Origin of the sequence: Streptomyces sp. NPDC048290, assembly GCF_040652095.1 — a bacterium.
GTDB lineage: Bacteria > Actinomycetota > Actinomycetes > Streptomycetales > Streptomycetaceae > Streptomyces.
Genome location: NZ_JBEZLM010000021.1, coordinates 46,643 through 72,668, shown reverse-complemented (window position 1 = coordinate 72,668; position 26,026 = coordinate 46,643). Strand labels below are relative to the sequence as shown.

At 72.3% G+C, this 26,026-nt stretch carries 20 protein-coding genes; 2 read left to right on the top strand and 18 right to left on the bottom strand.

Annotation, left to right across the window (positions count from 1 at the left end):
* Positions 1-61: 61 nt before the first annotated feature.
* The 10 genes from AB0D49_RS30215 to AB0D49_RS30170 all read right to left on the bottom strand — a co-directional run bounded on the left by AB0D49_RS30215 (position 62) and on the right by AB0D49_RS30170 (position 13,366).
* On the bottom strand, positions 62-1,099 hold the full coding sequence (locus AB0D49_RS30215) for an SUKH-4 family immunity protein (RefSeq protein WP_362763269.1): 1,038 nt from the start codon (positions 1,097-1,099) through the stop codon (positions 62-64).
* Between the two features lie 325 nt (positions 1,100-1,424).
* Entirely contained in the window at positions 1,425-3,731 is a 2,307-nt protein-coding gene (locus tag AB0D49_RS30210; protein WP_362763266.1) for a molybdopterin cofactor-binding domain-containing protein, read from the bottom strand.
* Positions 3,728-5,494, bottom strand: a complete 1,767-nt coding sequence (locus tag AB0D49_RS30205; protein ID WP_362763264.1) for a 2Fe-2S iron-sulfur cluster-binding protein — start codon at positions 5,492-5,494, stop codon at positions 3,728-3,730. Before AB0D49_RS30205 ends, AB0D49_RS30210 begins: the two co-directional genes overlap by 4 nt.
* Positions 5,491-6,384, bottom strand: coding sequence for an FAD binding domain-containing protein (locus AB0D49_RS30200; protein ID WP_362763262.1), 894 nt, complete (start codon positions 6,382-6,384; stop codon positions 5,491-5,493). The genes AB0D49_RS30205 and AB0D49_RS30200 overlap by 4 nt, the downstream gene beginning before the upstream one ends.
* A gap of 540 nt (positions 6,385-6,924) precedes the next feature.
* Positions 6,925-8,550 carry a beta-N-acetylhexosaminidase gene (locus tag AB0D49_RS30195; protein WP_362763540.1) on the bottom strand — a complete coding sequence of 542 codons (1,626 nt, stop codon included), beginning with the start codon at positions 8,548-8,550 and terminating at the stop codon, positions 6,925-6,927.
* A gap of 405 nt (positions 8,551-8,955) precedes the next feature.
* Complete coding sequence (locus AB0D49_RS30190; protein WP_362763259.1) at positions 8,956-9,810, bottom strand: carbohydrate ABC transporter permease; 855 nt, start codon at positions 9,808-9,810, stop codon at positions 8,956-8,958.
* Positions 9,807-10,817: a sugar ABC transporter permease gene (locus AB0D49_RS30185; protein WP_362763256.1), complete on the bottom strand. Its 1,011-nt coding sequence runs from the start codon at positions 10,815-10,817 to the stop codon at positions 9,807-9,809. The genes AB0D49_RS30190 and AB0D49_RS30185 overlap by 4 nt, the downstream gene beginning before the upstream one ends.
* A gap of 6 nt (positions 10,818-10,823) precedes the next feature.
* Complete coding sequence (locus AB0D49_RS30180; protein WP_362763253.1) at positions 10,824-12,125, bottom strand: extracellular solute-binding protein; 1,302 nt, start codon at positions 12,123-12,125, stop codon at positions 10,824-10,826.
* 269 nt (positions 12,126-12,394) lie between these two features.
* The gene (locus tag AB0D49_RS30175) at positions 12,395-12,697 is read right to left on the bottom strand and encodes a DUF3039 domain-containing protein (RefSeq protein WP_362763250.1); all 303 of its coding nucleotides are present in this window, start codon (positions 12,695-12,697) and stop codon (positions 12,395-12,397) included.
* 96 nt (positions 12,698-12,793) lie between these two features.
* Complete coding sequence (locus AB0D49_RS30170; RefSeq protein WP_362763247.1) at positions 12,794-13,366, bottom strand: YqgE/AlgH family protein; 573 nt, start codon at positions 13,364-13,366, stop codon at positions 12,794-12,796.
* Between the two features lie 293 nt (positions 13,367-13,659).
* Here AB0D49_RS30170 and murA point away from each other — a divergent pair, with 293 nt between their 5' ends.
* Positions 13,660-15,000, top strand: coding sequence for a UDP-N-acetylglucosamine 1-carboxyvinyltransferase (gene murA / locus AB0D49_RS30165; protein WP_362763245.1), 1,341 nt, complete (start codon positions 13,660-13,662; stop codon positions 14,998-15,000).
* Between the two features lie 186 nt (positions 15,001-15,186).
* On the opposite strand, the gene AB0D49_RS30160 is transcribed toward murA, so the two are convergent.
* From AB0D49_RS30160 to AB0D49_RS30135, 6 genes are all read right to left on the bottom strand, one after another.
* On the bottom strand, positions 15,187-15,468 hold the full coding sequence (locus AB0D49_RS30160) for an HU family DNA-binding protein (RefSeq protein WP_004000874.1): 282 nt from the start codon (positions 15,466-15,468) through the stop codon (positions 15,187-15,189).
* Between the two features lie 370 nt (positions 15,469-15,838).
* Entirely contained in the window at positions 15,839-17,257 is a 1,419-nt protein-coding gene (locus AB0D49_RS30155) for an NAD-dependent malic enzyme (RefSeq protein ID WP_362763243.1), read from the bottom strand.
* A gap of 446 nt (positions 17,258-17,703) precedes the next feature.
* Entirely contained in the window at positions 17,704-20,088 is a 2,385-nt protein-coding gene (locus AB0D49_RS30150; RefSeq protein ID WP_362763241.1) for a UvrD-helicase domain-containing protein, read from the bottom strand.
* 150 nt (positions 20,089-20,238) lie between these two features.
* Complete coding sequence (locus AB0D49_RS30145; protein WP_362763240.1) at positions 20,239-21,015, bottom strand: zf-HC2 domain-containing protein; 777 nt, start codon at positions 21,013-21,015, stop codon at positions 20,239-20,241.
* 50 nt (positions 21,016-21,065) lie between these two features.
* Positions 21,066-21,587 carry a sigma-70 family RNA polymerase sigma factor gene (locus tag AB0D49_RS30140; protein ID WP_010039908.1) on the bottom strand — a complete coding sequence of 174 codons (522 nt, stop codon included), beginning with the start codon at positions 21,585-21,587 and terminating at the stop codon, positions 21,066-21,068.
* 306 nt (positions 21,588-21,893) lie between these two features.
* The gene (locus tag AB0D49_RS30135) at positions 21,894-22,514 is read right to left on the bottom strand and encodes a CGNR zinc finger domain-containing protein (RefSeq protein ID WP_362763239.1); all 621 of its coding nucleotides are present in this window, start codon (positions 22,512-22,514) and stop codon (positions 21,894-21,896) included.
* A gap of 310 nt (positions 22,515-22,824) precedes the next feature.
* On the opposite strand from AB0D49_RS30135, the gene AB0D49_RS30130 reads away from it, so the two are divergent.
* Positions 22,825-23,217 carry an anthrone oxygenase family protein gene (locus AB0D49_RS30130; protein ID WP_362763537.1) on the top strand — a complete coding sequence of 131 codons (393 nt, stop codon included), beginning with the start codon at positions 22,825-22,827 and terminating at the stop codon, positions 23,215-23,217.
* Positions 23,218-23,300: 83 nt separating this feature from the next.
* Here AB0D49_RS30130 and AB0D49_RS30125 read toward each other — a convergent pair whose 3' ends face one another.
* Both AB0D49_RS30125 and AB0D49_RS30120 read right to left on the bottom strand, forming a co-directional pair.
* Positions 23,301-24,467: a uroporphyrinogen-III synthase gene (locus tag AB0D49_RS30125; protein WP_362763238.1), complete on the bottom strand. Its 1,167-nt coding sequence runs from the start codon at positions 24,465-24,467 to the stop codon at positions 23,301-23,303.
* Positions 24,468-24,597: 130 nt separating this feature from the next.
* Positions 24,598-25,977, bottom strand: a complete 1,380-nt coding sequence (locus AB0D49_RS30120) for a nitrate/nitrite transporter (protein WP_362763237.1) — start codon at positions 25,975-25,977, stop codon at positions 24,598-24,600.
* Positions 25,978-26,026 lie beyond the last annotated feature (49 nt).

Here is a 26,026-nt window from a genome sequence, read left to right as displayed (position 1 = left end):
CCGCTGAGGCGGCTGACTCCGAGGCGGCTGTCTCCAGGCCGTCCGCCGGGGTGCCGGGCGGTCATCTGGCCCCGGTGGACTCGTCCTGGAGCAGTCGCGTCCAGTACTGCCAGTCCACCGGGGGCGGGGGCGGGGCCGCCGGGTCCGTCGGTCTGTCGAGGGATCTGAGGGCCCGGCTCATGGCCGCCGCCAGGCGGTCGCAGGCGTCCGTCACCGGCTCGCGGGACGGCTCACGGCCGAGGGCGCGCTCACGGTGCAGCAGCCAGAGGGTGACGGCGAGGGTGGAGACGTCCGTGCTGAGCGGGCGCGGGGGCGTGGTCTCCCGCTCGCTCCAGAGCAGCACCTCGCCGGTGGCGCCGTCGACCAGCAGGGCATGGCCGTCGTCCGTCAGCCGGCCCAGACGGATCAAGGCGTCGGCCCGTCGCGGGAGTCCGCCGCCGGGGAGCGCCCCGGCGATCTCCCCGTCGTCCGCGTAGTGCTCGGTGAGGGTCGGCAGCGGGATGTCCGTGTCCAGGGCGAGCAGGGCGCCGTCCTCGGGCAGACCCGTCTCGCGCAGGAAGCGGCGGGTCGGCTCATGGGTGAGCGCGGCCGGGAAGTCGACGTCCTCGAAACGGGCGAGGTGGCCGGGGCCGAACTCGGTGGTCAGCAGCCGGGGCGGGAGGTCGAAGGTCAGCCCCGAGCGGGTGCCGGGACCGGCGGCCGGGGCCAGCGGGCGGATCAGCGCCGTCATCGTCCGGTGGTCCGTGTCGTCCGCGCCTTTCTCGAACAGGGCCGGCAGGTGGCTGGACGCCCGCTGCGCGGCGAACCGGCGGCGCAGCTCCGCCAGTTCCTCCGTCGCCGCCGCGAAGGCGGTCAGGGCGCGCAGGGCGGGAGACGGGGGACGCGGGGCCGGGGCGGCGGGGCGGTCGTAGGTGAAGTAGGCCGTGGTGACCGGGCCCGGGGCTCCGCCCAGGCGCAGGGGCTCGACGGTGTGCGGGCCGCTCACGCACGGCGGCGCGGGGTCGGTCGACCGGTGAGAGGTGGTCGCCTGTGTGAAGTAGAGGTCCAGGTCGTGATCGGTCAGGGTGATCGCCGCTGTCACGGCGCCGGTCGTGCTCATAGCTCCCCCGTGCATGGTGGTCAGGGCCGGTCCGCCTGCCCGATCCCGCGGCCGTCCCCACTGCCCGAAACACTACGGGCTGCCACTGACAATGGGCTCCGACCTGCGCAAACGCGTTGGATGCCAGGGTTTCGCCGATCCGGCCGGGGCACCCGCTGCCGGCTACTCAGACAGACGCCGGGAAGGACTCGTGGGTTGTCTCAGACCCCGTGATTCCCTCTGATACCGGACGGAACGACACCGATGGCCGCATCAGCGTCCCGGACCCCTCCCCCGTCACGGCGTGGCCTCGTCACGGCATGGCACCCCTCACGGGGTCGCCCCCTCACGACGTGGTGACCACCGCGGCCTGGGGCCGGATCGGGAGCCGGTTCACCGGGCGGCCGGTCGCCGCGCGGACCGCGGAGGCGATGGCCGCCGGGGAGGCGACGACCGGCACCGCGCTGACCGCCTTCGCGCCGAACGGCGCCACCACGTCCCGCTCCTCGACCAGTTTCACGATCCTGATGTCCGGGGCGTCCAGCGCCGTCGGCAGGGCGTAGCCGGTCAGGTCGGGGTGGCGGATCGTGCCGCGCGGGGTGCGCAGGTTCTCGGTGAGGGCGATGCCCACGCCCTGGGTGACACCGGCCTCGATCCGCGCGGCGAGCTGCGCCGGGTTGAGGATCCGTCCGACGTCCTGGGCGACCGCCAGCTCCACCACCCGTACCGAGCCCAGTTCGATGTCCACGTCGACCACCGCGCGGATGGCGCAGAAGGCGAGGCCCACGAAGGCGTCGCCCTGGCCGTGCTCGTCGAGCGGCTCGGTCGGGTGCGGGCGGCACTGCGCGGTGGCCCACAGCTCCTTGCCGTCCAGGGCCTCGGTGACGGTGGTGGACAGCACACCGTCGTACGAGGTGATCTTGCCGTCGGCGATCTGGAGCAGCTCGGTCGACATGCCGAACTTGTGCGCCAGCGGCTGGAGGATCTGGGTGCGGACCATCTTGGCGGCGCGTTCCACCGCGCCCCCGGAGACCCACGTGTGACGGCCACGGCAGCCCGCTCCGGCGGGCGGCTGGTCGGTGTCGACGGGGGCCACATGGACCTCTTCGACGCCCAGGGTCTCCTGGACGATCTGCCGGGCCAGGGTGGTGAAGCCCTGGCCGGACTCGACGGCCGCGCACAGGACCGTGGCGACCCCGTCGTGGACCTTCACGGTCGCCGTGGAGACCTCGTCGGCGCCCTCGGCGCCCAGCATGTGCACCATGCCCAGGCCGTAGCCGACGCCCCGGCGCACCGCGGCCGGTTCGCCCGCGCCCTCGGGGCCGCCGGGCAGCAGCCACTCGTCCTCGGGCGTGTCCTTGGGCAGGGCGGGCAGCGGGAAGTCCCGTACCGTCTGGAGGAGTTCGGCGACCGGCGCGGGGCAGGTCACGGTCTGGCCGATGGGCAGGACGTCGCCGGTGGCGAGGACGTTGCGCAGACGCAGTTCGGCGGGTTCGACGCCGAGTTTCTTGGCGAGCTTGTCCATCTGCGCCTCGTAGGCGGCGCACACCTGCATGGCGCCCTCGCCCCGGACATGGCCGGAGGGCGGGTTGTTGGTGCGTACCGCCCAGCCCTCGATGAAGGCGTTGGGCACCACATAGGGGCCGCACGCGAAGGACACGGCCGCGGCCAGCACCTGGGCCGAGGTGTCGGCGTAGGCGCCCGCGTCGAGCAGGATCTGTGCCTCGACCTTGACCAGCCTGCCGTCGGCGTCCGCGTGGTGGCGGTAGCGCAGCAGGGTGGGGTGGCGGTGCACATGGCCGAGGAAGGACTCCTCGCGCGTGGCCGTGAGTTTGACCGGGCAGCCGGTCTTGAGGGCGAGCAGTCCCAGCGGGAGCTGGAAGCCCTGGTCCTCGCGGTCGGCGGTGGCGCCGGGCACACCGGTGACGACGATCTTGACCCGCTCGGGTTCGAGGCCGTAGCAGGCGGCGGCCGTGTCGCGGTCGTTGTGCGGGTCGGTGGAGGCGACGTACAGCTCCACGCCGCCGTCCGGCCGGGGCACGGCGAGGCCCGCCTCGGCGCCGATGGGCGCGGGGTCCTGGCGGCCGATGCGGTACAGGCCCTCGACGACGATCTCGCCGTCGGCGTCCGGGTCGCCGTGGCGCAGCGGGATGTGGCGGATGAGGTTGCCGTCCGGGTGCAGCGGCTCGGCCTCGAACGCCTGCTCGGGGTCGGTGACCGGGTCGAGCACCTCGTACTCGACGATGACGGCGGCGGCGGCCATCCGCGCGGTGTCGGGGTGGTCGGCGGCGACGGCGGCGATGGGCTCGCCGTGGTGGCGGACCACCTCGGAGGCGAAGACGGGGCGGTCGGCGGTGCCCCGGCCGTGCAGGGCGACGCCGGGCACGTCCTCGTGGGTCACCACGGCCCGGACGCCGGGCATGTCGCGGGCGTGGGAGACGTCGATGGACGTGATGCGGGCGTGCGGGTGCGGGGAGCGCAGGACGGCGGCCCAGAGCAGGCCCTCGGCCCACAGGTCGGCGGCGTAGGGGAAGGTGCCCTCGGTCTTGGCGCGGGCGTCGGCGGCGGGCAGCGACACGCCGAGGCCGTGCGGGATCGGCTCGGCGGCGGGGACGGCCTGCGCGGTGGTCGCGGTGGCGGCTTCGTTGCTCACGCCTGGCCTCCTTCCTGTCCCGGTCCGGTTCCGTTCTTGAAGCCCTGGCCGTGGGGGCGGCCGTGGCCCTGTCCCTGGCCTCTGGGCGGTTCGAAGGCCGACGGGTTGACCCCGCCGGACCCGGGGCCCGCCTGGTGAGGGATACGCGGCTCGGAGCCGTCGTGTTCGACGGAGTCGGCGCCGGTGCCCGCGGACCGCTCGGCGACGACCTCCTGCACGGCGTCGACCACCGCGCGGTAGCCGGAACAGCGGCACAGGTTGCCGCAGAGCGCCTGACGGGTCTCCAGCGGCGTGGGCGCCGGGTTGCCCTCCAGCAGGTCGTGCACGGTCATCGCCATGCCGGGTACGCAGAAGCCGCACTGCACGGCGCCGCAGCGGGCCAGCGCGCGCTGGACGTCCGAGGGCTGTCCGTCGGTGGCCAGGCCCTCGACGGTGCGCACCTCGCTGCCCGCGGCGGTGACGGCGGGCACCAGGCAGGAGGCGACGAGGCGGCCGTCCACCTGGACGTTGCAGGCGCCGCACTCGCCCTGGGAGCAGCCGTCCTTGGCGCCCGCGAGGCCGAGCCGCTCGCGCAGCACATAGAGCAGCGACTCGCCGATCCAGGCGCCGGTGACGGGCCGGTCGGCGCCGTTGACGCGGAGCACGTAGGAGGCGAGGGGGTGGTCGTCGTGCGGGGGCGCGGGCGGCTCGGCGGGGGCACCGGTGGTGTCCGTACTGTCCGAATCGCCCTCGGAGTCGGCCGGGTTGGCGGCGGCGGGAACCTCCTCGCCGTCCGGGGCGGGCCCGGCAGCGGGTCCGGCGGCCTCCTCCGGCGCCTCGGAGGGTCCGGTCGGCCCGGAGTCCGTGTCGGTCTCCGCCGGGGGCTCCACGGGCCGCTGAACGATCCGGAGCGGCGCCGTCGCCGGTTCGACCTCATGAAGCTGTTCGACCTGTTCGGCCTGGTCGGCCTGTTCGGCCTGTTCGACCGTCTCCGGTGCCCCGGTGGTCCCCTTGAGTTCCGGGGTCGCCGGGTGGGCGGCCTCGGCCAGGGGCGCCTCGCGGCGCGTCTCCGTGGGCCGCGGACGCGACACGCTGGACGTCACCGGCGCGTCCGGGGCGGTCGGCCCGGCGTACAGGTGCCCGGAAGGCTCGGGCCGCGCGTCGGTCTCCGGTGCCCACGCCTGACCGGCGCCCTCGGTCGCCCAGGGCGCGGCGGCGCCGCCGGGGAGGGTCGGCGGCGGGGTGCCGCCCCACTGCTCGACCAGCGCGGACGTGGTGAACTCGCCTGATTCGTCCGGGAGATCGCCGCCCGCCACAGGAATCGACCACTGGCCGGTCACGTCGTGCCCCGGTGCCGGGGTCTCAGCGGCGACGGCCTCCTCGAAGTTCCACTGCCCGGTGGCACCCGGGTGGTACGTGAACCGGTCGCCCGGGGAGCCGCCGCCGTGCTCGGGCGCCTGCCGCCCGTACGGCCCCTGGTGCCCGGTGTCCCCGGAGTGCTGCCACTGGGCGCCGTCGGCGGGGGCGGCCGGGAGGTTGGTCCAGGTGCCGGTGGCGGACGGGTCGGTGGCCGCGGGCGGCGCCGGGGAGACGGTGATGGGCGGCGGCACATAGCCATGGCCGGGCGCGGCCAGCGGACTGTCGGCAGCCGCCATGAGCGCGTCGATACCGCCCTCGGGCAGCTTGACGAAGGCGGTGGCGCCGTCGTCGTACTCGCCCTGGGGCAGTGGGTCCCAGCGGCCCCCGCCCTGGGGGGCGCCCTCTCCGTGCTGGTCGTCCGTCACGACAGCGCCCTCCCCAGTGCTCGTCGGGCCAGCGCGGCGACGGAGCGCCGCAGATGCAGTACGGCGGGCGGGAGCTGCGCCACGGAGCCGTCCTCGGCCGGGACCGGGTCGGGGATGCAGGCGGCGGCCACGTACTCGCCGAACGCGCTGAGCGCCTCCGGGACGAGCGCGCGGTCGTTGTCCCAGTCGATGAGCCGGGCGACCCACTGCTCGGCGTCCAGCGGGCGCAGCGGCATCGGCGCTATGGCACCGACGGCGCACCGCACACCGCGCCGGGCGGGGTCGAGGACGAGGGCCACGGAGGCGACGGCCCGGCCGGGGCCGGTCCGCGCGGTGGCCTTCAGGAAGACCTGCGGCGCGTGCAGCAGGGGCACGCGCACGAAGCCGATCAGCTCTCCCGCGCGGAGCATCTCCACGCCGGCCAGCAGATGGGAGACCGGGATCTCGCGCCGGGCGCTCTCGGGTCCGGCGATGACGAGGGTGGCCTCCAGGGCGGCCAGCACCGGCAGCGCGTCACCAGTGGGCGACGCGGAGGCGATGTTGCCGCCGAGGGTCCCGGCGTTGCGGATGTGCGGGGGGCCCGCCGCGCGGGCGGCGGCGGCGAGCGCGGGGATCAGGGCGGCGAAGTCGGGGCGGCCCATCCGCGCGTGGGTGAGTCCGGCGCCCAGCAGCGCGTGGCCGTCCTGGTACTGCCAGCCGCGGATCTCGCTGATCCGGCCGAGGCCGACCAGCGCGGCCGGGCGGAGCTGACCGGAGTTGACCGAGGTCATGAGGTCGGTGCCGCCCGCGACGGGTACGGCGGCGGGCAGCGCGGTGAGGGCCGCCACGGCCTCGTCGAGCGTCGTGGGCAGGGTGACGGACTGCGCCGCCTGCGGTGCGTGCGTGGTCAAACCGGCTGCCCCTTCCCGCTGCCCCCACTGTTCCCACCTGTGCGCCGTACGGTACGTGCTGACCGGGCGGACGTGGCAACTCTGGCACATCTTCGCAGGGCACGAACGCGGGGGTCCGCTAGGAGGCATTCGCCCACCTCATCGCGGAGATGGTCGGTTTTCACGCCGCATCACCCACGCGCGGCAATTGGCACTCTTCGATGACCCTTGGGAGCTTTTTCCATTATCTGTTCGGGGCGCAGAGCCGCGCGGGGGCCCGCCGGAAGGGGCGCCGGAGCCACACCGGGACCGGCGGGGGGGTGGCAGGGGTGCCGGAGGTGGCGGAGGCGTGCCGGGCGCCGGGGAAGCCGCCCACATGCGCGGCCCAAAACCCCGGCCAACCCGGCGATCCCGGCCACGGTCACGGTCACCCCGGGCCATCCCAGCCGCCCCGGTCATCCCGGCAGCCCCGACCGTCCGGGCCCGCCCCGGCAGGACGCACCGCCCGGCAGGACTCACCGCCCGGCCGGAATCACCACCCCGCCACACTCACCGCCGCACTCACCGCCGCGGCGGCTCCCCGTCGATCGGCCGCCCCAGCACACCCGGCCGCATCTGCCACGGCTTGGGCCCGCCCGGCGGCCGATAAGCGACGCCCAGCGCATCGAGCCGCCCGTAGTGCGCGGTCATCCGGCGCTCGAAGTCGGCGAAGTCCCGCTCCGCCGGGGCGGGCAGGGCGCTCCAGGCCACCTCGGCGAAGGCGGCGAGCCGCGGGAAGACCTGGTAGTCGACGCGGCCGGAGTTCTCCATCACCTCGGACCAGACGTTCGCCTGGGTCCCGAGGACATGACGGGCCTCCTGCGGCGTCAACTCCGCGGGAACCGGCTCGAACCGGTAGACGTTCTCCAAAGTGCGCACGAATCCGATCGGCACCGGCTCGTCGGGACCGCCGTCCTGACGGTGGTCCAGATACACCTGCTGCTCGGGGCACATGACGACGTCGTGACCGGCCCGAGCGGCGGCGATCCCGCCCTCGTAGCCCCGCCAGGACGAGACCGTGGCGCCCTCGGCGAGGCCGCCCTCCAGGATCTCGTCCCAGCCGACGAGCCGGCGGCCCCGCTCGGCGAGCCAGCCGTCGAAGTGCCGGATGAACCAGGACTGCAACTCGTCCTCGTCCTTCAGCCCGAGTTCCTGGATACGGGCCTGGGCGAGGGGCGATTCACGCCACTGGTCCTTCGGGCATTCGTCACCGCCGACGTGGATGAACTCACCGGGGAAGAGTTCCAGGAGTTCCTCGAACACCCCTTCGTAGAAGCGAAGGACGTTGCCAGTGGGGGCGAGTACGTTGTGAGAGACGCCCCAGGTGTCCCAGACGGAGAGGGAGGCGGTGTCGATGACATCGGTGTTGCCGAGTTCCGGATACGCGGAGATGGCGGCCTGCGAGTGCCCCGGGATGTCGATTTCCGGGACGACGGTGATATGCCGGGCGGCGGCGTAGGCGACGATCTCGCGGATGTCGTCCTGGGTGTAGAAGCCGCCGTGCGGCTTGTCCTCCCACAGCGGTGAGGCGCGGTGCCCCCATTTGGTGCGGGAGCGCCAGGAGGCCACCTCGGTCAGCTTCGGATGGCGCTTGATCTCCACGCGCCAGCCCTGGTCGTCCGTCAGATGGAAGTGGAAGACATTGAGTTTGTGCGCGGCCAGCAGGTCGAGATAGCGCAGCACGCCTTCCTTGGGCATGAAGTGCCGGGCCACGTCGAGCATCATGCCGCGCCAGCGAAACCGCGGGGCGTCCTCGATACGGGCCGTGGCGAGCCGCCATTCCCGGCCCGGCAGCGGGGCGCGCCGGAAGGCGTCCGGGCCGAGCAGTTGCCGCAGTGTCTGGGCGCCCCGGAACAGCCCGGCGGGGTCGCCGCCGGTCAGTTCCACGCCGTCGGCGGTGATGTCCAGGCGGTAGCCCTCGGCACCGAGTTCCCCGGCGACCACCGGGTCCAGGGAGAGCCGTACGGCGTGGGCCGCGCGGTCCGAGTCCGGTGCCGCGGGGGCGAAGGGCAGTCCGGTGGCGGCGCCCAGTTCGGTGCGCAGCCAGCGTTCCGTTCCCTCCGTTCCCGCGCCCGCGACCAGGGCCGTCTCCGGTCCCAGCGCGAAGAATCCGGTGCCGTCCGCCGTCACCCGCAGCGGCGCCGGAATCAGTTCCGTCGGCGAAGTCGTACGCACGGAAGTCCCCTCCGTAGAACTCGTCGCAGAAGTCGTCGCAGAAGTCGTCGTAGAAGTCACAGAAATCACCTCGGACGTCGCACCGGACGTCAGTTCACGGTCAGGAGTCGCATCGGAAGTCACGTCAGAAGTCATCTCCGAGAAGATCGGTCGTCGGCTGTCAGATCGTCGGCTGTCACATCGTGGGTTGTCGCAACATGGGCTGTCGCAACGTCAGCTGTCCTATGGCTGGGTGCCACCTCACCGGGACCGCCTCACCGGTAGGCCGCCCCCACAGGAACGCGCAAAGCACCCGGCGAACACCCGGCAGGGACCCGGCAGGGACCCGGCACCGGAGCCCCGCCCCCACTCCACCCCACCGCCCCGCCCCGCCCCGCCTCAGTCCTTCACCGCTCCGCCCAGTCCGGAGACCAGTCGCCGCTGGACCAGGACGAAGAAGACCAGTACCGGAATGGTCATCACGGTGGAGGCCGCCATCACGCCTCCCCAGTCGGGATCGTCGGGTTTGTAGAAGACCAGCAGGGCCATCGGAAGGGTGGACTGGGAGGTGTCGCTGATGATGAAGGAGCGGGCGAACAGGAAGTCGTTCCAGGTCGAGATGAAGGAGAACACACTGGTGGCCACCAGGCCCGGGAAGACCAGCGGGAAAAGGATCTGCCACATGAATCGGGAGCGGCTCGCCCCGTCCAGATACGCGGCCTCCTCCAGCGCCTCCGGCACCGCTTTCACAAATCCCCTGAGCATCCAGACCGCGAAGGGCAGGGAGAAGGCGATGTGCGGCAGGATCAGCGCGCCCAGGGTGTTCAGCTGGCCGAAGTCCCGCATAAGGAAGAACAACGGGATGGTGAGCGCCTCGATGGGCACCATCTGGGCCACCAGGAACATGATCATCACCGTGGTCCGGAAGCGGAACTTGAACCGGGTGACGGCGGTCGCCGCGAGAAAGGCGATGAGCGCGGAGGCGATCACCACACAGCTCGCGACGAGCAGGCTGTTGAGGAAATACCGGCCGAATTCCTGCTGCCCGAACACTCTCCGGAAGGAATCCAGCGACGGGGCGAGGGTCCAGGGCCGGGGCTCGGTGGACTCGATCTCACCGGCCGGTTTGAAGGCGCTCAGCACCATCCAGTACAGCGGGAAGGCGACCAGGACGGCGATCAGCAGCGCCGACGCCTCGGCGGCCAGCCGCCAGGGTCGGCGCGGTCGCCGTATCAGAGTCCGTACGACACTCACAGTTCCTCCCCCTGGCGGCGCAGCAGCCGCAGATAGACCAGGGTCACGGCGAGCAGGATCAGCAGCATCACGACGCCGATCGCCGAGCCGAGGCTGTACTGCGAGGACGCGAACGCCTGCTGGTAGGCGTAGACGTTCAGCACCAGGTTCTGGCCCGCGATACCGCCGCCGTTGGTCATGACGTAGATCTGGGTGAAGACCTTGAAGTCCCAGATCACCGACTGGATGGTGACGATCACCAGGATCGGGCGGAGCATCGGCGCCGTCACCGAGCGCCAGATCCGCCACTGCGAGGCGCCGTCCAGGGAGGCCGCCTCCAGCACCTCGGTGGGGATGGCGCGGATACCCGCGTAGACGGTGACCATCACGAACGGGAAGGAGCACCAGACGACTTCGAGGAGCACCAGGAAGAACGCGCTGTAGCGGCCGTAGGTCCAGGAGTAGTCACCGAGGCCGAGGATGCGGTTGACCGGTCCGAAGTCCGGGTCGAACAGCAGCAGCCAGACGGTGGAGCCGGTGACCGCCGGGGTGGCCCAGGCGCCCAGCGCGGCCATCATCAGCGCCAGCCGGGGCAGTGCGCGCACCCGGGTGAGCAGCACGGCCAGCGCGCAGCCGACGGCGAGGGTGGAGACCACACAGGCGGCGGCGAAGACGAGGGTGGAGACCAGCACCGTCCAGAACTGGTCGTCCCCGAAGAGTTCGGCGTAGTTGCCGAAGCCCTTGAAGGTGGTCGGGGCGCCACCGCTGACCTGTGCCTGGGTGTACTCCAGGAAGGAGATCAGACCGAGCTGGTAGATCGGGTAGACGAGCAGTCCGCCGAGCACCACGAGGGCGGGGGCGAGATAGAGCCAGGGGGTCCAGCCGGACCGGCGGGCGCCCGGCCGCCCCGAGGGGCGCGGGGCCGAGCCGGTACGGCCGCCGCCGCGCGGGCGCGGGAGTTTCCCGGCGTCCCGCGCCCCGTCGGACCGGTCGCGCCGGTCGCCCCCTGTCTTACTGGGTGCGCTCACCGGGCGTCACCCCGCCGACGCGAACGACGCGTCCATCTTGTCGGCGGCGTCCGCCGCGGCGCCCTTGACGTCGTTCTTGCCGCTGACGATCTCCTGGAACATGGTCGGCAGGACCTGGGAGGCGTCGATCTCGGCCCAGGCCGGGGAGGCGGGCACGAACTTGGTGTCGGCGGCGAGGGTCTGGACGAAGGGCGCGATGAAGGAGTCCTTCGCGGCGGCCTCGTCGCGGACGTCGGCGTAGGTCGGCAGGAAGCCCATGGCGTCGAACAGCTGGCCCTGGGTCTGCTTGGAGGCGAGCTGCTCCATCAGGTCGACGGCGAGGGTGCGCTTGGAGGTGCTCTTCAGGACACCGATGTTGTTGCCGCCCGCGAACGCCGGGGCGATCGAGCCCGCCGTCACGCCGGGCAGCGGCACCACCGCGTACTTGCCCTTGACCGCGCCCGCCTCCACCGCCTGGTGGCTGAAGTCGCCGCCGATGGCCATGCCGGCCTTGCCGGAGGCGAAGGCGGTGACGGTGTCGTTGCCGGTGAAGCCGGCGCACTTGGCGGCGGGACAGTTGTCGTCGCCGAACAGCGAGGTGTACGCCGTGATGCCCTTCTGGGCGGCGGCGCTGTCGATGGCGGAGGCGAAGGAGGTGCCCTTGCCGGTGGCGAGTTCACCGCCGTTGGCCCAGATGAACGGCATCGCGCCATAGGTGTAGGCACCGCCCACCGCGAGCCCGTACAGCTCGGGCTTCTCGGCGCGGATCTTCTTGGCGGTGCTGATCAGCTCGGCCTGGGTCTTCGGCACCTGGAGGCCGAGTTCCTCGAAGACGTCCGTGCGGTAGTAGAGGGCGCGTACGCCGACGAAGAAGGGGGCGCCGTAGACCTTGCCGTCGACGGTGACGGACTGGCGGGCGGTCGGGTCGGCGTCCTTGGCCTCGGCCCAGGCGTCGAACTCCGTGGTGACGTCGAGGAGTCCGCCGTCCTTCACATAGCCCGCGGTGTCGGTGTTGCCGTACTCGATGACGTCGGGGGCGCTCTTCGGGTCGTTGAAGGCGGCCTTGATGCGCTGGGCGCGGGTCTCGACGGGGATGTACTCGATGGAGACCTCGGCGCCCTCATGGGTCTTCTCGAAGTCCTCGATCACGGACTTCACGACCTGTTCCTTGGGCTGGTTGTTGACCTCCTGGAAGAGCCAGACCCGCAGGGTGCCGGTCTTCTCGTCCTCGCTGGAGGCGGAGTTGTCGGAGGTCGAAGGGGCGCAGGCGGCGCCCGCCAGCAGAGCGGGGACGACCAGCAGGGCGGCCATACGGACAGACAGCTTCATGGAGTTGCTCCTCCGAGATGCGTTGCAGCGTTGCAACATGCGCAATGCCTGTTTCGCTGTGCACAACACCCCGGAGGTTATGGAGTGGATGAACGGACTTACAAGAGGTCTCAACCACTCTGTGACCGGGCGACGCATTCCGTGCAACGCGCGACCCCCGCCCGGACAGCACAAAAGCCCCCGAAGCGTGCCGAAACACACCTCAGGGGCCTCTGTCGTATCCGTACGGTGGCGCGGGCCGCCCCGGCGGGGGCGCGGCGCCGGACCGGCTACTTCTTGCCGCCGCCCTTGCCGCCCTTACCGCCCTTGCCGTCGTCCCCGCCGGAGCCCATCGACTCGTAGATCTCCTTGCACATGGGACAGACGGGGTACTTCTTCGGGTCGCGGCCCGGCACCCAGACCTTGCCGCACAGCGCCACGACGGGGGTGCCGTCGAGGGCGCTCGCCATGATCTTGTCCTTCTGGACGTAGTGGGCGAAGCGCTCGTGGTCACCGTCACCGTGGGAGGTCTGCGGCGTCGGCTCTACGAGGGTCCCCGTACCAGTCCCGCGCTCGGGCTCAAGAGTGCTCATAGAAACCAAGAGTACTGAAGCTCACAGTGTTCGGTCCGGCGACCGCTCCCCGGAGCCACGGGGACGGCCGGAGGGGCGGCGGGGACGGGCGGCGCCTCAGTTCAGCGACGGATCGTCCGGGTACGTGGCCACCATCGCCAGCTCATTGCGCTGGCGCCGCAGCACCTCGCGCCACAGCCGCTCCGGCTCCGGCGAGGACACGTCACCGGGCTCGGACTCGACGACGTACCACGCGCCCTCGACCAGTTCGTCCTCCAGCTGGCCGGGGCCCCAGCCCGCGTACCCGGCGAAGATCCTGAGCGAGCCGAGGGCCGAGGCCAGCAGTTCCGGCGGGGCCTCCAGATCGACCAGGCCGATCGCGCCGTGCACCCGGCGCCAGCCGAGCGGCGCCCGTTCGGACGATCCGCCGCCCGGGATGACGGCGACACCGAGCGCCGAGTCCAGCGAGACGGGACCGCCCTGGAACACCACACCGGGCTCGCCCGCGAGGTCGGCCCAGTTCGCCAGGATGTCCCCGACGCCCACCGGGGTGGGGCGGTTGAGGACGACACCGAGCGAGCCCTCCTCGTCGTGGTCGAGGAGCAGCACGACCGCGCGGTCGAAGTTCGGGTCCGCCAGGGCGGGCGTGGCCACGAGCAGTCGCCCTGTGAGCGAGGACACCTCGGTCATGCCTGACATGATCCCGCATCTTCCTGTCACGTGGGGAGCCGACGGGGGCAGGGGGGAGAGGGCAGGCCAGGGGCGGAAGGAAGCGTCCCCGGCGCACACCCCGACACGCCGACCGGCGCCGGACCCGACCCGGCCGCCGCCCGCCCACCGGTGACCCCATGTGCCCGGCCGGGCGCGGTTCGTGTTGTGACACACCTATGACAGGGCTGAGCCGCCCCACGGCATACAGGAGGGGGGTCGACGGCGATTAGTCTGTCTCCGGCCCCACCCGCACTCCATGGAACGCGAGATTCATGACCGTCAACGACGATGTCCTGCTGGTCCACGGCGGCACCCCGCTACAGGGCGAGATCCGTGTCCGCGGTGCGAAGAACCTCGTACCGAAGGCCATGGTCGCCGCGCTGCTCGGCGGCGAACCGAGCCGCCTGCGCAATGTCCCGGACATCCGTGATGTCCGAGTCGTCCGGGGCCTGTTGCAGCTGCACGGGGTGACGGTCCGGCCCGGTGAGGAGCCCGGCGAACTGGTCCTGGACCCGACGCATGTCGAGAGCGCGAACGTCGCCGACATCGACGCGCACGCAGGTTCGTCGCGCATCCCGATCCTGTTCTGCGGACCGCTGCTGCACCGGCTCGGCCACGCCTTCATCCCCGGCCTCGGCGGCTGCGACATCGGCGGCCGTCCCATCGACTTCCACTTCGATGTGCTGCGGCAGTTCGGCGCCACGATCGAGAAGCGCGCGGACGGCCAGTACCTGGAGGCACCGAAGGGGCTGCGCGGTACGAAGATCCGGCTGCCGTACCCGTCCGTCGGTACGACCGAACAGGTGCTGCTCACCGCCGTGCTGGCGGAGGGCGTGACCGAACTCTCCAACGCGGCCGTGGAGCCGGAGATCGAGGACCTGATCTGCGTCCTCCAGAAGATGGGCGCCATCATCGGCGTCGACACCGACCGCACGATCCGTATCACCGGTGTCGACAAGCTCGGCGGCTACACCCACCGCGCCCTGCCGGACCGTCTCGAGGCGGCGTCCTGGGCGTCGGCGGCGCTGGCCACCGAGGGCGACATCTATGTCCGCGGCGCCCAGCAGCGGTCGATGATGACGTTCCTGAACACCTACCGCAAGGTGGGCGGCGCCTTCGAGATCGACGACGAGGGCATCCGCTTCTGGCACCCCGGCGACCGGCTGGAGTCCATCGCGCTGGAGACCGATGTGCACCCCGGTTTCCAGACCGACTGGCAGCAGCCCCTGGTGGTGGCCCTGACCCAGGCGACGGGCCTGTCCATCATCCACGAGACGGTCTACGAGTCCCGGCTCGGCTTCACCTCCGCGCTCAACCAGATGGGCGCGCACATCCAGCTGTACCGCGAGTGCCTCGGCGGCTCCGACTGCCGCTTCGGCCAGCGCAACTTCCTGCACTCGGCCGTCGTCTCCGGACCCACCCGGCTCCAGGGCGCCGACCTGGTCATCCCCGACCTGCGCGGCGGCTTCTCGTATCTGATCGCCGCGCTGGCCGCCCAGGGCACGTCCCGGGTGCACGGCATCGACCTCATCAACCGCGGCTACGAGAACTTCATGCAGAAGCTGGTCGAGCTGGGCGCGAAGGTGGAACTCCCGGGCAAGCCGCTCGGCTGACCCCGTTACGCCGATGGGCGGTCACCCCCGACCGGGGATGACCGCCCATCAACGTCTACTGCGACGCCCCTCTCAAGGGGCTGCGTCCCTCGTGCGGCTCCGCCGCGCGGGCGCGACAAGCCACGACAGGCCCGCGGTCGCCCACGGTCGCCCACGGCGCTGCACGCACCACGGCGACCAGGCGCCCTACTTACCCTTGGCCGCTTCCTTGAGCTTGGACCCCGCCGAAACCTTCACGCTGTACCCGGCCGGGATCTGGATCGGGTCACCGGTCTGCGGGTTGCGGGCGGTACGAGCCGCACGGTGGGTGCGCTCGAAGGTCAGGAAGCCGGGAATGGTGACCTTCTCGTCGCCCTTGGAGACGATGTCGCCCACCACCTCGGCGAACGCGGCCAGCACGGCGTCAGCGTCCTTGCGGGTCACCTCGGCGCGGTCGGCCAGCGCGGCCACCAGCTCACTGCGGTTCATGTTGTTACTCCCGTGTTCATCTTGCCGTTGAGGCGTGCCATACGGCGGAGCCGTATATGGGGCACAGCGAAGCCGATGCTGCCAGGTCCCTCGGACATTCCCCTGACCCGGGGTCCGTCCTCAGACGCTCGCGCCTAGAGACGCATCCTGCCCCTACCTGCGGCGGGAATGCCAATCCGGCACCCGCTCGCGTCGTGAGAACACCCTTGGGGGTCACACGAAAAGAGGGCCTGAGCCTGGCGACACCCTAGATGCCCCTCGACGTCGGTCGGTTCCGCGACGCGCCGGGGCCAGGGCCCGCACGGCGATGCGCACAGGCCCTTCACAGCCCGCACGGCACCACCCGCGGCCCCCGCTCCGCACCGCCAGCCTACGACGCCGCTCCGGCCGCCGCCTTCGCGGCCTCCCGTACGGCCCCGGCGACCGCGCCCGCGACCTTGTCGTTGAAGACGCTCGGCACGATGTAGTTCGGGTTCAGCTCGTCCTCGGTGACCACATCGGCGAGGGCCTTCGCCGCCGCGAGCATCATGTCGGTGTTCACCGTCCGGGACTGGGCGTCCAGCAGACCGCGGAAGACACCCGGGAAGACCAGCACATTGTTGATCTGGTTGGGGAAGTCCGAGCGTCCGGTGGCCACCACCGCGGCCGTCTCCCGGGCCACCGAGGGCTCCACCTCGGGGTCCGGATTCGCGAGCGCGAACACGATGGAGTCCGCCGCCATGGCGGCCACGTCGTCCCCGTCCAGCACGTTCGGGGCGGAGACACCGATGAAGACATCCGCCCCGCGAACGGCTTCCTTGAGGGTGCCGGTGAGGTGCTCGGGGTTGGTGTTCTCGGCGATCCAGCGCAACGGGGAGTCGGGGGCGGCGCCGACCAGGTCCTCGCGGCCCGCGTGCACCACGCCGTGGATGTCGGCGACCACCGCGTTCTTCACCCCGGCGGCCAGCAGCAGCTTCAGGATGGCGGTACCGGCCGCGCCCGCGCCGGACATGACGACCCGTACGCTGTCGACGTCCTTGCCGACCACGCGCAGGGCGTTGGTGAGCGCGGCGAGCACCACGATGGCGGTGCCGTGCTGGTCGTCGTGGAAGACGGGGATGTCGAGGGCCTCGCGCAGCCGGGCCTCGATCTCGAAGCAGCGCGGCGCGGAGATGTCCTCCAGGTTGATGCCCGCGAAGCCGGGGGCGATGGCCTTGACGATCTCCACGATGGCGTCGGTGTCCTGGGTGTCCAGGCACAGCGGCCAGGCGTCGATCCCGGCGAACCGCTTGAACAGGGCCGCCTTGCCCTCCATCACCGGCAGCGCGGCCTTGGGGCCGATGTTGCCGAGGCCGAGGACGGCCGAGCCGTCCGTCACGACCGCAACGGAGTTGCGCTTGATGGTGAGGCGGCGGGCGTCCTCGGGGTTCTCGGCGATGGCCATGCACACCCGGGCGACCCCCGGGGTGTAGATCATCGAGAGGTCGTCACGGTTGCGGATCGGGTGCTTGGACTGCATCTCGATCTTGCCGCCGAGGTGCATCAGGAACGTACGGTCGGAGACCTTGCCGAGCGTGACGCCCTCGATACCGCGCAGCTGCTGGACGATCTGGTCGGCGTGTGCGGTGGAGGTGGCCGCGATCGTGACGTCGATCCGGAGCTTCTCGTGCCCGGAGGCGGTGACGTCGAGGCCGGTGACCGAGCCTCCGGAGGACTCCACGGCGGTGGTGAGCTGCGAGACGGCGGTTCCGCTCGCGGGCACCTCCAGCCGGATGGTCATCGAGTAGGAGACGCTGGGCGCCGTTGCCATGGCCAACTTCCTCTGCTTTTCACGCGCTCGCTGATTGGTGCCGTCCGATCGTCGCACCTACCGTCGAGTACGTGCCAGCCGCCCTCGATTGCGCTCATTGAGTTCACGGCGGGCGGGCACGGCCGGGTACGGGAGCGGGTGCGAGATCGAACGGAAGTGGAAACTCACTTCCACCATACGAGATTACCGGAGACATCGTAAGAGACCCCCCGGCTGCCGTGACGACGAAGGAGGCCCACGTCACACAGGACGTGGGCCTCCCCGGTGGTTCAGTGACACCGACCCGCCATGCTCGCCTCGCGGCAAGTGGTCGCTCGTAGCGACGAAGGTTGGGCCCGGGGGCTTGGATCGGGCCGGTGTCACGTCCAGGCTAACAAACCGATCCCGTACGGCCATTCCCGTACCGCGGGTTCCTCGTCCGGCGGCCGGACATCCACCTGGCCGGGTCAGTCCCGCAGCAGGTCGGGGACGCCCGAGGGGTCCGGGGCGTCACGGTCCTGGGAGACCACCGTGAGCTGCTGGGTGGCCCGGGTCAGGGCCACGTAGAGCACCCGGAGACCGGCCGGGGACTCGTCGGCGATCTCCGCCGGGGAGACCACCACCGTGGCGTCGTACTCCAGGCCCTTGGCCTCCAGGCTGCCGAGGGCGACCACCCGGTCGCCGAGCCCGGCCAGCCAGCGGCGGGCCTCCTCGCGCCGGTGCATCGCGACGACCACCCCGACCGTGCCGTCGACCCGTTCCAGCAGCGCCTCGGCCGCCGTCCGGACGGTACGGCCCAGACCGTCCCGTACGACGGTGAAGTGCGGGACGACGCCGGTGGAGCGGACCGCGGTCGGGGACTCGGCGCCGGGCATGGCCAGCGCGAGGACCTTGGCGGCCAGGTCGGCGATCTCGGCCGGGTTGCGGTAGTTCACGGTGAGCTGGAAGCGGCGGGCCCGGGAGAAGCGGCCGGTGCCACCGGTCGAGGGCAGCGCCTCGTCCCGGGCCTGCGCCGCCTCGTCCGGGTCGGACCAGGACGACTGGGCCGGGTCGCCCACCACCGTCCAGGTGGCGGTACGGCCCCGGCGGCCCAGCATCCGCCACTGCATCGGCGTGACGTCCTGGGCCTCGTCCACGATGACGTGGGCGTACTCGGTGCGCTCCTGGGCCAGCCGCTCGGCGCGCTCGCGCCGGGACTCCTCGCGTACCGGCATCAGCTCCTCCAGGCCGCTGAGCTGGTCCAGCGGGTCCAGCTCGCGCTTCTTGCGGGGGCGGGCCGGGGCGCCGAGGACCGCCTGGAGTTCGTCGAGGAGGGCGATGTCGTGCACCGAGAGGCCGTCGCGCTGGAGGGAGCGGGCGATCCGGCGCACCTCGCCCGGGGTGAGCACCCGGCGGGCCCAGCGGCCCAGGCGCCGCTCGTCGGCCATCGCCGCCAGCACCCCGCGCGGGGTCAGCTCGGGCCACCAGGCGTCCAGGAAGGCGAGGAAGTCGTCCTCGGTGGTGATGTCCTCGTCGAAGGAGGAGCGCAGTTCGGCGGCCAGCTCCGGATCGGAGTGCCGGGTTCCGGCGCCGGACCGCTCCCACAGCGCGTCCAGCAGCAGCTTGCGGGCGCGCGGGCGCAGCAGGTTCACGGGCGCGGTGCCGCTCAGGGCGGACTGGCGGATACGTTCCAGCTGGGGGGCCTCCAGCTCCAGCCGGCGGCCGAAGGCGACGACCCGGAGGCGGGTGGGGAGGGGGGCCGCGGGGGCGGGCGGGTCGTCGTCGAAGGTGAGCTGGCCGTCGTCGGGCGCGGGCCGCGCGGTTCCGGCGGGGGCGCCCATCTCCAGCGCGCCGCGGGCCGCCTTGCGCAGCACCTTCAGCATCCGGGACGAGCCCTTGGCGCGGGCCACCGCCGGGGAGTCGTAGAGGGTGGCCTCGACACCGTCCACCAGGTTGCCGATCGCGCGGATGGCGACCTGGCCCTCCTCGCCGAGGGAGGGCAGCACGCCCTCGGTGTACGCGACCAGCAGCGGGGTCGGGGAGACGATCAGGATGCCGCCCGCGTAGCGCCGCCGGTCCTGGTAGAGGAGGTAGGCCGCGCGGTGCAGGGCGACGGCGGTCTTGCCGGTGCCGGGGCCGCCCTCGACATAGGTCACCGAGGCGGCGGGGGCGCGGATGACCAGGTCCTGCTCGGCCTGGATGGAGGCGACGATGTCCCGCATGGTGTGGCCGCGGGCCTGGCCGAGCGCGGCCATCAGGGCGCCGTCGCCGATCACGGCGAGTTCCCGGCCGTCGAGGGAGGCGGTCAGCTCGGGGCGCATCAGATCGTCCTCGACGCTGATCACCCGGCGGCCCTTGGAGCGGATCACCCGGCGCCGGACCACCCGGCCCGGGTCGACCGGCGTGGAGCGGTAGAACGGGGCCGCGGCGGGCGCCCGCCAGTCGATGACCAGCGGCGCGTAGTCCTCGTCCAGGACACCGATCCGGCCGATGTGCAGGGTCTCGGCGATATCGGCGGTGCGGTCCTCGCGGACGGCGCCCTCGGCGGGCTCGACGGCGGTGTACGCGCCGTCCGGGCCCTTCGTGCCGTCCTTGCCGGGCAGCAGGTCGATCCGGCCGAAGAGGAAGTCCTCGAACTCGTTGTTCAGCCTGCTCAGGTGTACTCCGGCGCGGTAGACCTGGGCGTCCCGCTCGGCGAGCGCGCCGGGCGTGCCGACCTGGCCGCCGCGACCGGCGTCGCGCATCAGCAGCTCGGCCTCGTGGATCTTCTCCTCAAGGCGTCGGTACACCCGGTCGAGGTGTGTCTGTTCGACACCGATCTCCCGGTCCCTGAGGGAGTCGAGCGCGGATTCCTGTTGCGCCTGAGCGGCCACCGGGCCCCCTTCTGACGTGCTGGGCAGCCGTTAACCGTACGCGACCGGAGCGGGGAAAGGCTACGGGCCCGCCCGGCTGATCACACCGGACGGGCCCGTCGTGGCCGCGTCACCTGTTCGGACGCCGTCGCGCGGCGCCCCGGCGCCGGGTCAGAGGTCGATCTCGACGAGCTTGTCGCCGTCGAGGGTGACGACCTCGAAGCGGTCGATCTCGCTCGGCTTGAAGGCGGCGCCGCTCTGGATGTAGAGCGGGTTCCTCGCCTGCTGGGTCTGGGCGCCCTCGATGCCGTAGCCCCAGTCCGGCACGGACCAGGTGCTCATGGACTCGCGCTCGCCGTTCTTGCCTACGGCGATCAGGGAGCACTTGAGCGGGCCCTTGACGTTCTTCAGTTCCAGCACGCCGTCGGTGCCCCACGCCTTCTCCTGTAGGGCGACGCTGGCGCTGACCTCGGTGGTGGGGTCGGTCGCGGTGGCCCGGTCGGGCATGTTCTCGAAGGCGGTCTTGGCGGGGCTCGCCGCCTCCACGCTCGTCCCCGGGGAGCCGCCGCCCTCGTCTCCGCCGCCGCTGGTGGCCACGGCCACGAAGGGACCGCCGACGATCAGCGCGGCAGCCGCGGCGACCATGTAGAAGGAGCGCCGCCGCTTCTGGGCCCGGCGCTCGGCGACCTCGTCGACCAGTTTCTCGGCGAGTCTCGGGGAGGGCGTCACGGACAGCGACTCGGCGATGGCGGGGGTGCCGGTGCCGGGGAGGTCGGCGAGGGCGGCCAGCATCGGTTCCATCCCGGCCAGCTCGTCCAGCTGCTGGGCGCACCACTCGCAGCCGGCGAGATGCGCCTCGAACGCGGTCGCCTCCGCGTCGTCGAGAATGCCCAGGGCGTAGGCGCCGACGGTCTCGTGCTCGTTCGGGCCCGCTGTTCCCTGCTGCATGGAGCCAGACATACCCGGGCCACCTGTTCCGTATCCCCCGTACGTGTCCGTCACGCCGTCACCCCCCGCTCCTCCAGTGCCAGCTTCATCGAGCGCAGGGCGTAGAACACCCTGGACCTGACGGTGCCACTGGGTATGCCCAGGGTCTCGGCCGCCTCATTGACGGTACGCCCCTTGAAGTACGTCTCGACAAGCACCTCCCGGTGGGCCGGGGTCAGGTCGTCGAGCGCGTCGGACAGGGTCATCAGCCACAGCGCCTTGTCGATCTCGTCCTCCGCGGGGATGACCTCCAGCGGCGACGGATCGACCTCCTGCGGCCGGGCCTGCCGGCTGCGGTGGCCGTCGATGACGATGCGGCGCGCGACCGTCACCAGCCAGGGGCGTACCGATCCGGTCGCTCGGTTGAGCTGACCGGCGTTCTTCCAGGCACGGATGAGCGTCTCCTGCACGACGTCCTCGGCGCGCTGCCGGTCGCCCGCGACCAGCCTCAGCACATACGCGAGCAACGGTCCGGCGTGCTCTCGGTACAGCGCACGCATCAACTCCTCGTCCGGTTCCGAGGGCTGGGACATGCGATGTCGGGCCCCTCGACCATGTTCATTGGCCACGGCCGCATCCTTGCGCACGCCCACCTCCGGTGTCCGGGGGTTCCCCCGAGTCGGTCGCTCGACACCGGGTACGGACGGCGGCTGCCGGGTGTTCAAAGGGGGGCGACAGTTTTCGCGCGGTGCGGTGACGACCGGGACATGACCGCACATTCCCACCGCTCGGCCTTTACATTTCTGCCACAGTGACAAGAGCCTCTCGGGTACCCGTGAACTCCCTTACGGAAACGGGGTGTTACGCAGATCACAGGGCGTCCGGAGGTGAACGAGGCGTCAGGCGCGTGCCGGTGCCGCCGCCGCGCGGCGCCGGTGCCGGGCCACCCGCTCCCGGTTCCCGCACACCTCGCTGGAGCACCAGCGCCGCCGTCGCCCCCGGGATGTGTCCAGATAGACCACCGGGCAGTTGTCCCCCGCGCACTGCCGCAGCCCGGCCCGCGCCACCGGGTCGGTGAGCAGTTCCACCGCGTCCCGCGCCAGCGCCGCGAGCAGCGCCGCGCACTCGGGCGGTCCCGCCAGCTCCCGGACGAGGGTCCCGTCGGGGGCGCGCACCGCGCGCGGAGCCGGCGGCGCGGCGGCACGGGCGAGGGCGTTGACCCGGGCCAGCGAGGCGGCGGCGGTCCGGGCGCCGGGGGCGAGAGCGCAGCGGACCAGCGCGTCGAGATGGACCCGGAGTTCACGGAAGGCGGGCGGCCAGCCGCTGTCGGCGTGGGCGAGGGCGGTGCCGGGCGGGACCAGTCCGGAGCGGATGATCCAGGCGCGCAGTTCGGCGGGACCGGTCAGGCGTTCCGCCGGGTGTGTGGTGGCGAGCAGGTCGAGGGAGATACGGCCGGTGTCGAAACGCGGCTCGGGGGCGGGGGCGCGCGCCGTGCTGGAGGATGCCGTGCCGAATGCCATGTGCCAGTCACCGCCTAGGGGTCGCCCGGGGGAACGGACCGCACGGGCTCCGCGTGGGGACGGGGGAACCGTTCCTCTTACAGTGCCTGTCCGCTCCGGAGACCGGAAGTCCCCGTACCGCCGGGAGCGGCGGCGGTGACTGGACGACGGCGTATGCGCCCGAGCCGGTGGGCCATGTCCGGCGCGTGTCCGCCGTCCTTGACTGGAACCCATGGACACGACGGACACGACGGACACGACCCTCAGCGACCGGAACCGGGACCGGGCGATCCGCCCGCTGCTGGTGGCGGCCACCCTCACCACCGGTCTGATGGCCGGTACCTTCTTCGTCTTCGCGTGCGCGGTGATGCCGGCGCTGGCCCGCGGCGACGACCGGACCTACGTCGAGGTCATGCGGAACATCAACGACGTCATCCAGAATCCGCTGTTCCTGGTGCCCTTCCTGGCCGCGCTGCCACTGACCGCGCTGGCGGCGTGGCGGCGCCGGGACCGGCTGCTGTGGGCGGCGACGGCGGCGTACGCGCTGACCTTCCTGATCACGGTCGTCGGCAACATCCCGCTCAACGACGGGCTCGCGGCGAGCACGGACCCGGCGGCGGCGCGGGAGCGGTTCGAGGAGGCGTGGGTGCTGTGGAACGCGGCGCGGGCGGTGACGTCGACGGCGGCACTGGGGCTGCTGGGGTGGCGGCGCCGGGGATGCTAGGGCGTGAGGTCGGCATACCTGGTGGCGGCAACGGAAGGTCCAGGGCGTGACGTCGGCGTACCCGGGCGGCGGCAGCGGAAGGTCTACGGCGTGGCGTCCGCGTACTTGGTGTCGGTGGCCGGGTCGAGGGCGAGGCGGTAGCCGCGTTTGACGACCGTCTGGATCAGCCGGGGGGACCCGAGGGCGGTGCGCAGCCGGGCCATCGCGGTCTCCACGGCGTGCTCGTCGCGGCCGGAACCGGGCAGCGCGCGCAGCAGTTCGGCCCGCGCGACCACCCAGCCGGGCCGCCGGGACAGCGCCCGCAGCAGGGACATCCCGGCGGGCGGTACGGGGCGCAGGTCGCCGTCGACCAGCACGGCGTGGCCCCGGATCTCCACCCGGTGCCCGGCCAGCGGCAGGACGCGGGCCCGGCCGGGCAGCTCCTGGCAGAGCACCTGGACGAGCGGCCCGAGCCGGAACCGGTCCGGCTGGACCGTGTCGACGCCGTGGGCCTGGAGCGGCAGCGCGGTGACCGGTCCGACGCAGACCGGCAGCACGTCGTGGCGCAGGGCGGCGAGCAGTTCGGGCGACTGGCCGCGTTCCCCGGCGCGGGAGAGCAGTGAGGCGGCGGCGGGCGCGCTGGTGAAGGTGAGCGCGTCGACGCCCCGGGTGAGGGTGGCGTCCAGCAGCCGGTCGAGCGGGGCGAGGTCCTCCGGCGGCATCCACCGGTAGACGGGCACGCCGATCACCTCCGCGCCGGCCGCCCGCAGCGACTCCACGAACCCGGGCAGCGGCTCCCCGTGCAACTGCACGGCGACCAGCCGCCCCCGTACGCCCTCGGTCAGCAGCCGGTCGAGCACCTCGGCCAGGGACTCGCTGGACGGCGACCACTTCTCGGTGAGCCCGGCCGCCCGGATCGCGCCCTTCACCTTGGGTCCGCGGGCGAGCAGTTCGACCCCGCGCAGCCGGTCCAGCAGCGCCTGGCCCAGGCCCCAGCCGTCGGCGGCCTCGACCCAGCCGCGGAAGCCGATGGCGGTGGTGGCGACCACGACGTCGGGCGCCCGGCGGATCAGTTCACCGGTGGCGACGAGGAGTTCACCGTCGTCGGCCAGCGGCACGATCCGCAGGGCGGGGGCGTGCAGGACGGCGGCACCGCGGCGGCGCAGCAGCGCCCCCAGTTCGTCGGCGCGCCGGGCGGCGGTCACGCCGACGGTGAACCCCGTGAGGGGGCCGGGGGCCGTGGCGGGGGGTCGCTGTGCGTCGTCGTCCATGAAGCGTGTGGGCTCCCGCTCGTCGTGGTGCGGCCGATGGTGCGGCCGATGGTCCGTCCGGGGAACGAGCGTGACAACGGCGCGTGACAGGCCGGGTTCGCGTCGATGTCACCGGTGTTACGGGTGCGCGTCACACCTCGGCGTGCCGGAGCGCGGCCACCGGCTCGGCGGGGGCCCGGCCGCCGGTCGCCGGGACGGGGCGGCGGCGAAGGTATACGGCCCAGGTCACCACGGTGCAGAGCCCGTAGAAGGCGAGGAAGGCGAGGAACGCGCCGGTGCCGGTGCCGGTGGTCTGGAAGGACTGCCGGAAGGCGAGGTTGATGCCGAGTCCGCCGAGCGCGCCGACCGCCCCGATGAGCCCCATGGACGCCCCCGACAGCCGCCGCCCGTACGCCACCGCGGCCTCCCCGGCGAGCCCGGCGGCGACCGCCTTGCGCTGGAAGATCCCCGGGATCATCTTGTACGTCGACCCGTTGCCGAGCCCGCTGAGCACGAACAGGGCGATGAAGGCGGCGGTGAACAGCGCCAGCGACTCCCGGACGCTCGCCAGGACCACCAGCCCGGTGGCGGCGGCCATGCCGGCGTAGTTCCACAGGGTGATCCGGGCGCCGCCGTACCGGTCGGCGAGGGCCCCGCCCAGCGGCCGGACGAGCGAGCCGAGCAGCGGTCCGACGAAGGTGACGTACGCGGCCTGGAGCGGCGTACGCCCGAACTGCGTCTGGAGCACCAGACCGAAGGCGAAGCTGTAGCCGATGAACGACCCGAACGTGCCGATGTAGAGGAAGGACATGATCCAGGTGTGCGGGTCGCGGACGGCGTCCTGGGCGGCGCCGGTGTCGTTGCGCAGCGCGGCGAGATTGTCCATGCGCAGCGCGGCGAGGACGGCGGCGAGCACGATGAGGGGGAGGTAGAGCCCGAGCAGCACCCGGGGTCCGCCCCCGGCGCCGATCACCGCGAGCCCGACGAGCTGCATCACCGGTACGCCGATGTTCCCGCCCCCGGCGTTCAGCCCCAGCGCCCACCCTTTCCTGCGCAGCGGGAAGAAGGCGTTGATGTTGGTCATGGAGGAGGCGAAGTTCCCGCCGCCGACACCCGCGAGCATCGCGCAGAGGAGAAAGGTGGTGTAGGACGTCCCCGGTTCCATCACGGCGAAGGCGACGGCCGTCGGCACGAGCAGCACGCCCGCGGAGACGACGGTCCAGTTCCGGCCGCCGAACACCGCGACGGCGAAGGTGTACGGCACCCGGGCCACCGCCCCGACCAGCGTGGCCATGGAGACCAGGAAGAACTTGTCGGCGGGGGTGAGCCCGTACTCGGGACCCATGAACAGCACGAGCACGGACCACACGGTCCAGACGGAGAACCCGATGTGCTCGGAGAGGATCGAGAAGACCAGATTCCGCCGGGCGACCCGCTCCCCGCCCGCCCGCCAGAACGCCTCGTCCTCCGGCTCCCAGCGCTCGATCCAGCGGCGTCCGGGGCCGGTGCCCGGGGTACTCGGTGCGGTCATGGCGCCTCCACGGGGCTCCGGGCTCGGCATCTGCGAGCGGCTTGACCCG

What these genes read in the sequence shown, in the direction of transcription:
- AB0D49_RS30215 (WP_362763269.1), bottom strand. Translation starts at nt 1,099, where the DNA reads ATGAGCACGACCGGCGCCGTGACAGCGGCGATCACCCTGACCGATCAC.
- AB0D49_RS30180 (WP_362763253.1), bottom strand. Translation starts at nt 12,125, where the DNA reads ATGAAGCTGTCTGTCCGTATGGCCGCCCTGCTGGTCGTCCCCGCTCTG.
- AB0D49_RS30175 (WP_362763250.1), bottom strand. Translation starts at nt 12,697, where the DNA reads ATGAGCACTCTTGAGCCCGAGCGCGGGACTGGTACGGGGACCCTCGTA.
- AB0D49_RS30170 (WP_362763247.1), bottom strand. Translation starts at nt 13,366, where the DNA reads ATGACCGAGGTGTCCTCGCTCACAGGGCGACTGCTCGTGGCCACGCCC.
- murA (WP_362763245.1), top strand. Translation starts at nt 13,660, where the DNA reads ATGACCGTCAACGACGATGTCCTGCTGGTCCACGGCGGCACCCCGCTA.
- AB0D49_RS30160 (WP_004000874.1), bottom strand. Translation starts at nt 15,468, where the DNA reads ATGAACCGCAGTGAGCTGGTGGCCGCGCTGGCCGACCGCGCCGAGGTG.
- AB0D49_RS30155 (WP_362763243.1), bottom strand. Translation starts at nt 17,257, where the DNA reads ATGGCAACGGCGCCCAGCGTCTCCTACTCGATGACCATCCGGCTGGAG.
- AB0D49_RS30145 (WP_362763240.1), bottom strand. Translation starts at nt 21,015, where the DNA reads ATGCAGCAGGGAACAGCGGGCCCGAACGAGCACGAGACCGTCGGCGCC.
- AB0D49_RS30140 (WP_010039908.1), bottom strand. Translation starts at nt 21,587, where the DNA reads ATGTCCCAGCCCTCGGAACCGGACGAGGAGTTGATGCGTGCGCTGTAC.
- AB0D49_RS30135 (WP_362763239.1), bottom strand. Translation starts at nt 22,514, where the DNA reads ATGGCATTCGGCACGGCATCCTCCAGCACGGCGCGCGCCCCCGCCCCC.
- AB0D49_RS30130 (WP_362763537.1), top strand. Translation starts at nt 22,825, where the DNA reads ATGGCCGGTACCTTCTTCGTCTTCGCGTGCGCGGTGATGCCGGCGCTG.
- AB0D49_RS30125 (WP_362763238.1), bottom strand. Translation starts at nt 24,467, where the DNA reads ATGGACGACGACGCACAGCGACCCCCCGCCACGGCCCCCGGCCCCCTC.
- AB0D49_RS30120 (WP_362763237.1), bottom strand. Translation starts at nt 25,977, where the DNA reads ATGACCGCACCGAGTACCCCGGGCACCGGCCCCGGACGCCGCTGGATC.